Origin of the sequence: Bacillus sp. V59.32b (genome assembly GCF_003429085.1) — a bacterium.
In the GTDB taxonomy this organism is placed as follows: Bacteria; Bacillota; Bacilli; order Bacillales; family DSM-1321; genus Peribacillus.
This window is the reverse complement of the sequence record NZ_QVTC01000052.1, coordinates 1-12,392: the sequence shown is the minus strand read 5'-3', so window position 1 is coordinate 12,392 and position 12,392 is coordinate 1. Positions and strand designations below refer to the sequence as shown.

The window sequence follows — 12,392 nt, the reverse complement described above, 5'->3', positions numbered from 1 at the left end:
TATACTCTCTTTTCAACTTCTAAAATATTATATATTTAGAAACGAAAATCTGCCATTATTTTTTATTCTTCGACTACATAAGCCCATTTGTAAGAATAGTCTGGACCGTAATCGTAAGCCGCGATGTCCTTAATCTTTGTTGCTGTAAGCGTTGCAGAGTTACGCTGATAGATCGGTGCGACCGCAACATCTTCCTCGATAAGGATTTTTTCAGCCTCTAACAATGTCTTGTAGTATTCTTCGGGTTGGTCACCAAGTTCAGTACGAGCCTTTTTGATCAACGCATCATATTCCTTATTGGAATAATCCATTCTGTTGCTTCCTCCGCCAGTTACGAACAAGTCAGAGAAGGACATTGGGTCACGGTAATCCGGGCCCCATCCAGCTTCCTGGAGATCATAATCTTGACTATTATCGCGCTCAAGACGAACTGCGAACGGAACATTTTCAACTTTTATTGTCAAACCTGGAAGGTTGGTTTCCAATTGGTTTTTCATGTACTCAGACGTTTTCTTAGCAGTTTCTGTGTCCCCACCAAGGTAACGAATAGTAAGTTCTTTTTTGCCAATTTCTTTCAAGCCTTTTTCCCAAGATTCTTTAGCAGCTTCTGCGTCGAACTTGATTAAGTCACCGTTCACTTCACGCCAGTCTTTGCCGCTTGCAGGATCCGTTACGAAATCCTTAGGCATTTGACCGTTAGCTACAAGTGAACCATTGTTTAGAATGCTGTTAACGAAATCTTCTTTGTTAAATCCTTGTGCGATTGCACGGCGGATGTTTACATTCTGTAGTGCCTCATTATTTTTCTGGTTCATTTTCAACCAAAAAGTCGTTTTTTCTAATTCATTAACCAAGCGCTCATCGCCTTCGTATTGAGGTACAAGGTCAGAAGAAAGCTTCCATGTTCTATCTACCTCACCAGCTTCGAAAGCAGTAGCTTGAGCATTAGAGTCTTTAACTACGTTAAAAGTAAGTTTTGTAAGTTTTACGTTATCTTTGTCCCAATAGTTGTCGTTCTTTTCAAGAACCCACTCAGTACCAGTAGGTCCATCCCATTTAGTCATTACAAATGGTCCATTGTATAATAAGTTGTCCTTATTGCTTGCATAATCTTTCCCTTTTTCAGTTACAAACTTCTCTTGTTGTGGGTAGAAAGTCGGGAAAGCAAATAAATCTTCCCAATATGGGATAGGCTTATCTAAAGTAACTTCCAATGTCTTGTCATCTTTAGCTACTACGCCTAATGACTTAACGTCGTAAGACTTTTTAGCCGCTGCAGCATCCGTGATTTCTTGAGCGCCTTTGATCTTTCCGCCCATCATGTACGGTCCGTATGAAGAAGCAGTCTTAGGGTCGATCGCTCTCTGCCATGCAAATACGAAATCATGAGCAGTAACAGGATCTCCGTTTGACCATTTAGCATCTCTAAGCTTGAAAGTAAAGACAGTTTTGTCTTCATTCATTTCAGGCTCACCTTCAGCCATTGCTGGAACCGGCTTATTTTTCAAGTCCAGACGGTATAAGCCTTCACCTACGTTATTGATATAGTCAAAGCTTGTTGAACCTTCAGCCAATGCTGTGTCCATTGTTGGAATTTCTGAAGAATCAAGAATCTTCAATTCCTGAGTAGCTGCAACTTTAGCTTTGCCATCGTCTTTGCCTCCGTCATTCTCGCCACCTGTTTCGTTATCTCCACCGCTACATGCAGCTAAGATTAAACTGAAAACAAGTGTAAGAATCAAAAGCAAAGAAAATTTTGACTTTTTCAAATTCGAGACACCCCTTTTTTTTATTAAAAATTCTTACAAAGATTATTATATACAAGTTTTTAGAATTTTGTATATAAGTTTTTTCAAAAAAGTTTACCGAAAATTATGGAAATAGGACATTCGAGCTCTTGTTTTTTACATTTCGTTAATATTTCTTAACATTTTAGCACTTTAAACCAGCAAATTAAACTAAAAATGTTTGGTTTAATTCATTGCCAAAGTTTGTCGTTTTTCGTTATATTATCTTTTAGCGTGAATAATATAAGGAAATCATTATCTTAGAATAACTAGTAGTTATTCAAGATATATCTTTTTCCCCCTTTTTGATATACTACTTCTTACATAAATAGCAAGTGAGGTCTTATCATGAAAAAAATCTTTATGTGGACTGCAATCATCCTTGGATTTGTTTTTTCAATATCCTTTATCTCTCATGGAGAAATTACGCTGCTTTATTTTATCAACATCACTTTTTATATCGCAGCCGGGCTGCTTATGATCTCTCTTTTCACGATGGTTGTTCAAAGAGGCTTTTTTGATGCTATTTTCTACAGTTTTCGGACTGTATTGGAATCAAGCGAAAGCCGGGAGAAAAAGGAGAAAAAAACTCCGCTTTCAGAGTTGGTTTCCTTCCCTTATAACTCCTTGGTCGGAGTTGGCTTCATTCTGTTGTTATTCGTACTTGGAGCTTTATTTATCTATTACTTATGATTTCTTGGAAAAATGTTTATGCTTATAGTTAGGCTTAAAGTTATAATGGGTTTATTCCATAAAATTTAACAAAAATAAAATTATGAAAAAGGGTTAAGGAGTGACTTGGTACGTGAAAAGGATTTTTTCAGGCATTCAGCCTACAGGTTCCGTTACATTGGGAAATTATCTCGGAGCCATGAAACAATTTATCGACCTGCAGCAGGAATACGAGTGTTTTTTCTGTATTGTGGATCAGCATGCCATTACAGTTCCCCAGGATCGCCTGGAGCTGAGAAAGAATATCAAAAGCCTTGCCGCGCTTTATGTCGCAATCGGAATCGATCCCGAAAAAAATACGATTTTCATTCAATCAGAAGTCCCAGCGCATGCACAGGCAGGGTGGATCATGCAGTGTAACGCCTATATCGGAGAGCTCGAAAGGATGACCCAGTTTAAGGATAAATCCGCCGGTAAAGAAGGCGTATCGTCTGGACTTCTCACCTATCCGCCGCTGATGGCCGCTGATATCCTTCTATATGACACAGACGTTGTGCCTGTTGGTGACGACCAAAAGCAGCATATCGAACTTACTAGAGATTTGGCAGAACGGTTTAATAAAAGGTATAACGAGATTTTCACGGTTCCCGAAATCAGCCTTCCAAAGGTTGGCGCACGGATTATGTCCCTGCAGGAGCCGGAGAAAAAGATGAGTAAATCCGATCCGAACAAAAAAGCAACGATTACTCTCCTGGATGATCCTAAACAGATTGAGAAGAAAATCAAGAGCGCCGTGACGGACTCAGAGGGGATTGTCAAATATGACAAAGAAAATAAGCCCGGGGTTTCCAACCTTCTGTCCATCTATTCTATTTTCAGCAAGAAGAGCGTCCAGGAAATCGAAGCGATGTATGAAGGAAAGGGCTACGGTGAATTCAAATCTGGGTTAGCCGGGGTTGTCTTAGAAGAAATCAAGCCGATTCAGCAAAGATATTATGAGTTATTGGAATCAAAAGAGCTTGATGATATTTTGGATCAGGGCGCAGAAAAAGCGAATGCGGTCGCGAATAAGATGCTTCGCAAAATGTATAATAGCATCGGGCTGGGAAGAAAACGCTAAAAACGGGACCATTGCGGATCCCGTTTTTTCATTAAAGAAAGTATATCAATTTCAATATGACTGGTATCTTGCGCCGATGTCGATACAGGACCGTTGCAAGTGTTAGTCGACGTTCCTCGCTTGCATTTATTATGTCATGGACGGGCTGTCACCTATCTCCATTTCCCACAGCTTTTCAAAAAATGGTTGCCCTTTAACCAAGTTTTCACAGAGGATCGAATGCTTGTCCGACCAACCTTCTTGAATTTTTTCATATAGTTCATGCCATGCGTCTTCGAATTCCAATGCGTGAATATATTCATATTTTTCTGGAGCCCATTCCGTGTACCAATAGCGAATTTCCGCCGTATTGTTAGCTGTGAAAAGCTGGTCGAGCGCCATGAACAAAAGCTGCTTAAGCTGGCGTTCCCTTCTTGTCAATCCGTTCATGAAAGCCGGGTCAGGAGATAAAATATGATGCTCCTTAGCCGTTGACTCTGATTCTGTAAACATGAATTCCATCACCGGATGATTATCGACCATATCATATACAATCTGTTCCTGTCTGGGGATCAGTCTGCTTTTTCGAATCGGGATATGGTAACCGATTGTATCCACCGCAAGGATTCCGGAACCATCCGTTACGACAAAGCAGTAATCCAATTGAACTCTCTCGTGGTTTTTTCTTGAATACGCTTTTTGATAGACATCATTCAACAGTGCTTGAGGCAACTCCGATAAATCATTTTCTATGTAGTTGAATAACGGGGCCGAAATTTTAAATAACGGTACTTGATCTAACAGTTCAATGCCGTCATCTTTTCTCCATTCATGGAAATGGCAAATGTTATAGCCGTTTTCTTCCCCTTCAAACCAATTCACCCATACATCGTGAAGATATAACATCATCTAACCCCTCGCTTACATAAATCTATTTGTCCATCAGTATAGGCAGAGCTTAGAGAAATTATTCCTGTATTGCATATGGATGGGATAAAAATACCAATAACTAATATATGTGACCTTTTTTTGTGTAAGCCTTACCGATTTTTCGATAAGGCTTACTCCATTTTTTTCAGAAATACTTCAGAGGAAATTGTAAAAGATTTTTTAATAGGAATTAATCCAGCTTTCTTTACCATGTAATATCCTGCACAATAACCAAGCATGGTTGGATAAGGCTTCATCCCGAGCAACAATTGATCATGAAGCTCATCAGAACGTTTAGTTTGAAGTCGTTGCTTTAAATGACGCACGTAATAATTAAGTATTTCGCTTTCTTCATATAAAGACGTCCACTTCGCCAAATAATCCTTGCCTACATGCTTTGAAACGGCATATTCAGCCAATCCCTCCATAATGATGGAGTCGAGCAAGGTATACTTCGCAGGTGACTTCTTCAGTAAGTTAAGCCGGCATACATGGTGATATTCATGCACAAAAACCGCTTCAAGCTCTTTATCGCTAATGGTGGAATGTATAAAAAGAAACAGTCTGTCTTTAAAAGCCAAACCAGATTTATTATCCTTCGTGCGAAGCAAACGACCGGACCCTTTATAGGGAAAAATATAAACTGGAATATCTGTACCCTTCCATAAGGCTCTATATTTTGAAAAGATTTCTTTGGTTTTCCCCCAGATATCTTTGTCAATTAAGCGATCAAGATCTTGTCGTATTTTAGCAGAAGGTGTATACATACCGAATCTCTTCAAGTATTCGTAATACTGTTCCAATTCGGTTTTCGTATAAGTCTCCTCACATTTTCTTAGCATTTCTATAGGATTGGCCAAATCGTTCTCCAACCATTCCCTTGTATTAATGACCGCCATCCCCTCACTCCAATTTTTTCTTTTACAACATACTATGCAACCGCAACCAGTGCGGGACGGCTGCCGAATTGAAATAACCTCAGGAGGGGAACCTAAATAACTGATGCTGAGTTGCTGTTTGGCATTTGGATAAAAGTTCCTTTAATATAGTCGTTTATCTGTACTTCATCAAGGGAAGTAATCTTTATATGCTAATTTATAAGGAGGTATAACGATGAGAAAATTGCTTATGGGCGGATTGGCAGTTGGAGCCGCATATTTTTTAAAGGACAAGAAAAACCGACAAAAGTTAATGAGCCAGTTTCAATCGTTTAATACTCAATCCCGGAAAAATTAACTTATTAAGAAAGGCAGCAGTCTCGCTAACTGCTGCCTTTTCTTATGGTTCTGATATTTGAACATAAAAAGGTGCACCGTCAAAATCGGATGCACCGGAAGTCACATTATTCGTATTTTTTGAACACAATCGTTGCATTATGCCCGCCAAAGCCAAGAGAATTGCTCATTGCCGCCTTTATCTCAGCTTTTCTTCCTTCATTTGGTACATAATCCAAATCACAATCGGGGTCAGCCGTTTTCAAATTCATCGTTGGCGGCATCACTCCGTCACGGATGGACTGGATGGTGAAAACAGCCTCCACTCCCCCAGCTGCTCCAAGCAAATGGCCTGTCATCGATTTAGTCGAACTCATAGCAAGCTTATAGGCATGTTCGCCAAACACTTCTTTCACGGCTATCGTTTCATATTTATCATTATAAGCGGTGCTTGTTCCATGGGCATTCACATATTGAATATCCTCCGGGCTGAGGCCGGCATCGTTAATCGCCATTTTCATCGCACGCGCTCCGCCTTCTCCTTCAGGTGCCGGGGCGGTAATATGATAAGCATCACCTGTAGATCCGTAGCCGACGATTTCACAAATAATATCGGCGCCGCGGTTTAACGCATGCTCCAAGTCTTCAAGCACGATGATCCCCGCTCCTTCTCCAATCACAAAACCATCTCTGTTTAAGTCGAAAGGACGGCTTGCCGTCTGCGGATCAGGATTAGTCGATAATGCAGTATTGGCACAGAAACCTGCCACCGCCATGGATGTGATGGGGGCCTCGGTTCCGCCGGTTATCATGGCATCCGCATCGCCTCGTTGGATGACTTTGAACGCGTCACCAATCGAATTCGTACCGGAAGCACAGGCTGTTACTGTACAGGAGTTCACTCCTCTGGCACCAAGCATGATTGAAACCTGGCCGGCAGCCATATCTGGAATCATCATTGGTACGAAGAAGGGGCTGACCCTTTTATACCCTCTGTTTAAAAACGTTTCATGCTGGGTTTCGAATGTTTCCATCCCGCCAATCCCCGAACCGATCCACACGCCTACCCTCGGCGCGTTTTCCTCAGTGATTTCAAGCTTTGCGTTTTTGACCGCCATCATAGAAGCCGCGATTGCATAATGTGTAAAGCGATCCATCTTTCTGGCATCTTTCCGGTCTATATATTCTTCAATGCTAAAATCTTTTACCTCCGCTGCCACCTTGGCGGGATATTCATCCGCATTCAAGCGAGTTAACGGTCCGATTCCTGACTTACCGGCGAGAATATTCGACCATGTTGTTTCTGCATCATTTCCTAATGGAGTGACTGATCCGATTCCTGTTACAACTACCCGGCGTTTATTCATAGAAAATAATTCTCCTTTCAAAATGCAATCAACGACATTCGTGTGATTAACGTTTAACTTTCGCGGATAGGAATGTTAAACTCTTCTTCCTGCATAAGTGCAACTACACCTAATATTCGTTACTTATCAGCGCGTTTTCTTTCCTTACAGAATGAATAATTCCTCTTATTATGATTATCTTCCCCAGCGAAGCGCAATCGCTCCCCAGGTTAGGCCTCCGCCAAAACCGACCATAACTAATACGTCGTCATCCTTAATTTTTCCTGCTTCCAATTCCTCAACCATTGCAATCGGGATGGAAGATGCAGAGGTATTACCGTATTTATGAACTGTATTTGACATTTTTTCAATGGGGAGGTTTAGTCGTTCCCTAGCGGCCTCCATAATCCGAATGTTCGCCTGATGCGGGATGAGTAAATCGACATCTTCCCTTGACAGACCGGCTTTCTCGAGGACATTGACACTGGATTCCCCCATTTGGCGCACCGCGAATTTAAACACTTCGCGACCGTTCATGATAATGTGTTCGTCCTGATATAAATGTTTGCCTCCTGTACCATCTGCCCCTAATTCGAAGGAAAGAATCCCCCGGCCATCGGAAACCGGGCCCATAACCGCTGCTCCTGCCCCATCACCGAAAAGTACGGCTGTATTGCGATCCTCCCAGTTTGTAACCTTGGAGAGTTTTTCCACTCCTACTATTAATACATGCTTATAAGCTCCTGTTTGGATAAATTGACCCGCGGTTACCATCCCGTACATGAATCCGGCACATGCTGCACTAATGTCCATGGCGGCAGCTTTTTTTGCGCCCAATTTTTCTTGAAGCATACAGGAAACAGAGGGAAACGGCTGATCCGGAGTAACCGTAGCCACTAAAATCAAGTCAATATCCTCTGCTGAAATTCCTGATTCCTGAATGGCTTTTAGCGCCGCCGCGTAAGCCATGTCAGATGTATCGATATCATCACTTGCTATTCTTCTTTCTTCAATTCCCGTTCTCGTCCTGATCCATTCATCAGAAGTATCGACTATTTTTTCCAAATCGAGGTTAGTTAAAATCTTTTCAGGTAAGTAGCGGCCAATTCCTAAAATGCCAGCATTCATATGGACACCCCTTTATTTTTATTTTCATTTGTAATTATTATCAATTATTATTACCTGGTACTAATTTTATAGAAAACTTCTCCATCTTGCAATAGAAAACAATTATTTCTTCCGAGAAAGACAAGGGCCTATCCAAGGAATGCTTTGCATTCATACAGTAGATTAGACAAAGGAAGCGGAAAGCTAAGGTGGTGCATGTGACGAGTGGAACAGAGAAACGGAGACCGGTTTACACAACTGATGTTCGGAAGAAGAGCGGAAGCAAAGGAAGAAGAGGAATCAATTCTTGAAACCGAAACAAGCAATATCGATTATGAAAAACTCATGGAAAATATCGATGTCCTAATGAATGTCTACGATCAAATTAAACCCGGCCTATCCAAACTCAACCCATTGCTGGCCAAATGGCTAACCAAGGACAGATAATCCAGACATAGAAAAAAGCTGGCTTCATCATGCTAAGCCAGCTTTTTTCATTGGCCGAAAGAAAAAGATAACTTTCTTTTACGACTACTCCTCATCGCCGCCTTAAAGGCTCACGAATCACGAGATTCTTTAACTTTCTTGCGCTTCCTTTTTGCCTAGTTCGTAGGCTTCGTACATTACTTTTTGGAATAAGTCCATGAAGGGCTCTGCCATCTCCATTGAAAATGAAATGCCTGCCGCTTCTAATTTCGCTTTTGCTTCTGGAAAATATTTCATAGCAATTGCCATGAATTCCATATTCTTATCCTGCTCCATCTTATCTGCTCCTCATATATTATTCGTTTGGCAGTTTGCCGGTTTCGATATAGTCCTGGATATGTTCATCCACTTCCCGTTTAAAATCTTTATCTACGAGCGGGCTGTATTTCCCCATCGTAATGACTTGGTCTTGGAAATCAAAATATAAATTACCTGATTTGAGTTCCCCTTCATTAAACCTCTCGGCTGCGAGTTCATATAGCACATCTACATGCTGGATCGTGCTCGTCAGGACTGTGGACTCTCCTAAATCTGATTGATCCGATACATAACCGATGGCATATAACCCCTTTTCTTTAATGTTTTCGATTACAGGTACATTATACCCGTCTCCCGCGGGATACAAAACATCCGCTCCACCAGCCGTCATTTCATCAAACAAGATTAACGCCTTCTCCTCAGAATCCCAGTCACCGACATACTGAGTATCCACTTCAATATCTCTTTTCTGATGTTTCGCTCCCTCTATAAAACCTTTAACTTCAGGCTGCCAGTCAAATGCAGCAAGGACTCCGACCTTGTTTGTTTTGGACATTTCTGCAGCTACCATTCCACCAAAAAAACCCATGGCATGTGCTTTGAATTTCAGACTCGTTGTATTGGGTTCGCCAGCATCTCCGTTAAAACTTACAAAATGGATATCCTCATAATCCTTAGCTATCTCATTAAAATAATCTGCAAAATCACTGCCATGACCAATAATTAGGTTTATGCCCTTTTCGTGAAAATCCTTTACCGCTTGCTCAACAATGAGCTTAGAATTCATGCTTTCTTTGTAATAGACTTCGACATCAAAACGCGACTGTATATTCAATAATCCTTTATAGCCCTTTGTTCCCCATACTTGATCGTTTATCGTTTCAGGAACAAGCAGTCCGACTTTTTTTAGATTTCCCGCGCCCATTAGTTGATCACACCCGGCCAAAAGCAGTATGAAAATATAAAAGATGATACCTATTTTCTTAACCATCATATGCAACTCCTTAAAGTAACAGCAAACACTCCTGAACATAGAAAATAGCTATCTTTCATAGATAAATGTTTATAAAGTATTCGGGCTAGTGCGAACTACCTGGTAATTATGTCCTCTTTCATTTTACTTTTTCGAGAATTAAATGAAAAGGATTATGTTTAGCGGCTCTTCCATCGTCTAAGAAGCTCCTGGCGTTTATGATGCTGCCTTTGCCGTTCTATTCCTTGCTTAGGTGTAATATTATTATTTACTTCGTACACATAACCTGCCGTCTCTTTCGTCCCAACCTGTCCAGGAGCCACATCATCAATCACAGGGGTGTCAAATAGCTCCCTCGCTGCGAGAGCCCATTGATCTGCTGCGGAACTGCGCACTATGATCTTCTTTTCAGATTGACTGAGCATGTTTTCGAAAGAATCGAGGAGGTCTTTTATATATATCGCGTCAAGCGTATATTCATCTTCAATGGCTGATTTTAATTTTGCTGTACTATTGCTTCGTATTCCTTGCTCGAATACCATGTTTTCATGTTGCCATGGTCCATAGATGGTTGGAAGATAAATGATTTGATCCGCTGGACAGATTTGTTCTTCATCCGCGATGCCAAGCGGATATAACAAAACAATGCGTGGCCTTTCAGCCCTTTCTTGGAACTTGTTCATCAAAATTGGAATCGTGTTTTTCACACCCTCATCCATACTAATTCTGGCTTTGATCACATCATACCAGCAGATAAAGAGAGTTGTCTTACTTGTTCCTTCATTAGCTTGCAATTGATTTAACGGCAGATAAGTAAAATTGGAATTTCTCCCTATCTCCAATTGCTTTTCTTCTATTATAGGATCAGAGTCTGGATCCTCGGTCCAATCGACACCAAGCACCTCAATGCCCTGATCCAGCAAATGCTTGCACACATGAAACCCGATAAACTGATAGGCTCCTAAAACAATGGATAATTCCATGATTAAGCCCCCCGACCATGTTTGTTATACTGCCGTACGCATGCTGTATCGTATGCAGGCAATCATGTAAATATATCTTTTATCATAAAGAAGATTCATATTTCTTAAAGAATTGTTGAATTTGCAAAGGAATTTTGTATCTCTTTTCCGGTAGCAAATACGTGATATCTGTTTCTGCTCTTTCGGATTGCTGCTCAAGCCTTCTGTATAAATCCGTCTGACCCTTTTCCATGCTTTCGACGACCTGAATGATTTTCAAGGGAATTTCTTTATTTGGCCATGTCTCCTCAGAAGATATGATGAACTGCTCGCACCTCTCTTCTTTCATACCGTACGCTCTTGAAATTTCTTTAAGCTGCGTTTTATAAAAAAATTTATTTTCCTTTTCTTTCTTTAAATGCGCTTTTAATGATAAACAAGGGTTAATTAGAACAACCGATCTGATATGCTCCTTCATGTTATCCATCAGCTTCACTGCGGTAAGAGCCCCCGTCCCTTCAGCCAAGATATGAATTTTACTATTCAATATTTCATTCTTCATCATGATAAAATATATTTTTTTCGCCAATTCAACAGCCTTTTGGCTCCCCCATCCGCTTTTGTAAAAATTGGACGAGAAAACCATATAGCCACATTCTTTTAAACGGTCTAAAATCTGTAATCTTCCCGGATGCTGGAGCCAATAACTGTTTTCTTCCTCAACAAAATGGTTTTGGTCTCCAATGATAAGCACCGAAAAACCGCTGGGCTTCACCGGGTAATAGACGATATTCCATTGGCCTTCACTTTGAAATGTTCGCTGTTCCATAAGTACTGCTCCTTTTTGGGAAATTACCTGTATTACTATATGTTTGGCGAGGAATTCAGAAAGTTTATATGCCTATCATATAACGCCTATTTCCGGCTTCATTTTGAAAATTGCTTAACTCATTTATAATATTCTATAGGAGCAATTGTCTAGATTTTTTCAAATAATTTATTTAAAATAAATGCTATAAGTAAACTAGGTGTGGTAAAATAAACAACGATTGTAGTGGAACGAGGTGAATTCAATGCGATACTTTATGACGTTTTTCTGGACGATGATATTAGTTCATATGCTTACTTATGTGGTTTCCAATATGATCGGGGTTTCATACGATTTTACAACAGCCACGATTTTAGCGGTCGGGGCAACCATTTTAATCATGATTGTACCTGCCTTGCTTCCGAATGATCCGATTGAAAAAACACATCATTAATGCCACTTTCTTAGTGAGTAAAGGACATCCCAAATGTTTGGGATGTCCTTTTTGGTAAAGCAAATTATATACGTTGCTCTGTGCCTAAGCACAACTACGCCTAGTCTCCGCCTTGTAAGGCTCGGCTACAGGACCTACTAGTGCCGACGTCGCCACAGGACGTGGCGATCTTAGTCGGCCAGCGCCCAGCCCCTCGGACTTGCACAGGATGTGCTGGCGTCGGCGTTTGCCACACGATGTGGCAGATTTTAGCCGAGGTTCCTCTAATGCCAAACCACTGTTTTACTTTAGGAACT

General features: G+C 40.9%; 14 protein-coding genes. 5 read left to right on the top strand and 9 right to left on the bottom strand.

What is annotated here, in order from left to right:
• Window positions 1-62: 62 nt before the first annotated feature.
• Window positions 63-1,769, bottom strand: coding sequence for a peptide ABC transporter substrate-binding protein (locus D0463_RS12340; RefSeq protein ID WP_117307699.1), 1,707 nt, complete (start codon window positions 1,767-1,769; stop codon window positions 63-65).
• A gap of 366 nt (window positions 1,770-2,135) precedes the next feature.
• Between D0463_RS12340 and D0463_RS12335 the strand changes: the two genes are divergently transcribed.
• Window positions 2,136-2,480, top strand: coding sequence for a DUF3899 domain-containing protein (locus tag D0463_RS12335; protein ID WP_117307698.1), 345 nt, complete (start codon window positions 2,136-2,138; stop codon window positions 2,478-2,480).
• Window positions 2,481-2,592: 112 nt separating this feature from the next.
• Window positions 2,593-3,579, top strand: a complete 987-nt coding sequence (trpS, locus tag D0463_RS12330; protein WP_117307697.1) for a tryptophan--tRNA ligase — start codon at window positions 2,593-2,595, stop codon at window positions 3,577-3,579.
• 129 nt (window positions 3,580-3,708) lie between these two features.
• Here trpS and D0463_RS12325 read toward each other — a convergent pair whose 3' ends face one another.
• Together D0463_RS12325 and D0463_RS12320 are read right to left on the bottom strand one after the other, a co-directional pair.
• Complete coding sequence (locus D0463_RS12325) at window positions 3,709-4,464, bottom strand: YjbA family protein (protein WP_117307696.1); 756 nt, start codon at window positions 4,462-4,464, stop codon at window positions 3,709-3,711.
• A gap of 155 nt (window positions 4,465-4,619) precedes the next feature.
• Complete coding sequence (locus tag D0463_RS12320; RefSeq protein ID WP_117307695.1) at window positions 4,620-5,387, bottom strand: DUF2268 domain-containing putative Zn-dependent protease; 768 nt, start codon at window positions 5,385-5,387, stop codon at window positions 4,620-4,622.
• 214 nt (window positions 5,388-5,601) lie between these two features.
• Between D0463_RS12320 and D0463_RS20125 the strand changes: the two genes are divergently transcribed.
• Window positions 5,602-5,724: a hypothetical protein gene (locus tag D0463_RS20125; RefSeq protein ID WP_290369216.1), complete on the top strand. Its 123-nt coding sequence runs from the start codon at window positions 5,602-5,604 to the stop codon at window positions 5,722-5,724.
• A gap of 106 nt (window positions 5,725-5,830) precedes the next feature.
• Here the strand turns inward: D0463_RS20125 and fabF are convergent, their stop codons facing one another.
• Both fabF and D0463_RS12310 read right to left on the bottom strand, forming a co-directional pair.
• Entirely contained in the window at window positions 5,831-7,069 is a 1,239-nt protein-coding gene (gene fabF / locus D0463_RS12315; protein WP_117307694.1) for a beta-ketoacyl-ACP synthase II, read from the bottom strand.
• 174 nt (window positions 7,070-7,243) lie between these two features.
• The gene (locus tag D0463_RS12310) at window positions 7,244-8,176 is read right to left on the bottom strand and encodes a beta-ketoacyl-ACP synthase III (protein WP_117307693.1); all 933 of its coding nucleotides are present in this window, start codon (window positions 8,174-8,176) and stop codon (window positions 7,244-7,246) included.
• A gap of 204 nt (window positions 8,177-8,380) precedes the next feature.
• On the opposite strand from D0463_RS12310, the gene D0463_RS12305 reads away from it, so the two are divergent.
• Window positions 8,381-8,602 (top strand): hypothetical protein, encoded by a 222-nt coding sequence (locus tag D0463_RS12305; protein ID WP_117307692.1) that lies wholly within the window; start codon window positions 8,381-8,383, stop codon window positions 8,600-8,602.
• Between the two features lie 129 nt (window positions 8,603-8,731).
• Here the strand turns inward: D0463_RS12305 and D0463_RS12300 are convergent, their stop codons facing one another.
• From D0463_RS12300 to D0463_RS12285, 4 genes are all read right to left on the bottom strand, one after another.
• Entirely contained in the window at window positions 8,732-8,917 is a 186-nt protein-coding gene (locus D0463_RS12300; RefSeq protein ID WP_117307691.1) for a ComZ family protein, read from the bottom strand.
• Window positions 8,918-8,936: 19 nt separating this feature from the next.
• Window positions 8,937-9,890, bottom strand: a complete 954-nt coding sequence (locus tag D0463_RS12295; protein ID WP_117307690.1) for a BMP family ABC transporter substrate-binding protein — start codon at window positions 9,888-9,890, stop codon at window positions 8,937-8,939.
• A 161-nt stretch (window positions 9,891-10,051) separates the two neighbouring features.
• Window positions 10,052-10,855, bottom strand: a complete 804-nt coding sequence (locus D0463_RS12290) for a hypothetical protein (protein WP_117307689.1) — start codon at window positions 10,853-10,855, stop codon at window positions 10,052-10,054.
• An 82-nt stretch (window positions 10,856-10,937) separates the two neighbouring features.
• Window positions 10,938-11,663 carry a hydrolase gene (locus tag D0463_RS12285; protein ID WP_117307688.1) on the bottom strand — a complete coding sequence of 242 codons (726 nt, stop codon included), beginning with the start codon at window positions 11,661-11,663 and terminating at the stop codon, window positions 10,938-10,940.
• 244 nt (window positions 11,664-11,907) lie between these two features.
• On the opposite strand from D0463_RS12285, the gene D0463_RS12280 reads away from it, so the two are divergent.
• Window positions 11,908-12,096: a YjzD family protein gene (locus tag D0463_RS12280; protein WP_117307687.1), complete on the top strand. Its 189-nt coding sequence runs from the start codon at window positions 11,908-11,910 to the stop codon at window positions 12,094-12,096.
• Window positions 12,097-12,392 lie beyond the last annotated feature (296 nt).

Bases quoted from the DNA above. Each gene is read 5' to 3' on its own strand.
- D0463_RS12335 (WP_117307698.1), top strand. From the start codon at position 2,136: ATGAAAAAAATCTTTATGTGGACTGCAATCATCCTTGGATTTGTTTTT.
- D0463_RS12325 (WP_117307696.1), bottom strand. From the start codon at position 4,464: ATGTTATATCTTCACGATGTATGGGTGAATTGGTTTGAAGGGGAAGAA.
- D0463_RS12320 (WP_117307695.1), bottom strand. From the start codon at position 5,387: ATGGCGGTCATTAATACAAGGGAATGGTTGGAGAACGATTTGGCCAAT.
- D0463_RS20125 (WP_290369216.1), top strand. From the start codon at position 5,602: ATGAGAAAATTGCTTATGGGCGGATTGGCAGTTGGAGCCGCATATTTT.
- fabF (WP_117307694.1), bottom strand. From the start codon at position 7,069: ATGAATAAACGCCGGGTAGTTGTAACAGGAATCGGATCAGTCACTCCA.
- D0463_RS12310 (WP_117307693.1), bottom strand. From the start codon at position 8,176: ATGAATGCTGGCATTTTAGGAATTGGCCGCTACTTACCTGAAAAGATT.
- D0463_RS12300 (WP_117307691.1), bottom strand. From the start codon at position 8,917: ATGGAGCAGGATAAGAATATGGAATTCATGGCAATTGCTATGAAATAT.
- D0463_RS12295 (WP_117307690.1), bottom strand. From the start codon at position 9,890: ATGGTTAAGAAAATAGGTATCATCTTTTATATTTTCATACTGCTTTTG.
- D0463_RS12290 (WP_117307689.1), bottom strand. From the start codon at position 10,855: ATGGAATTATCCATTGTTTTAGGAGCCTATCAGTTTATCGGGTTTCAT.
- D0463_RS12285 (WP_117307688.1), bottom strand. From the start codon at position 11,663: ATGGAACAGCGAACATTTCAAAGTGAAGGCCAATGGAATATCGTCTAT.
- D0463_RS12280 (WP_117307687.1), top strand. From the start codon at position 11,908: ATGCGATACTTTATGACGTTTTTCTGGACGATGATATTAGTTCATATG.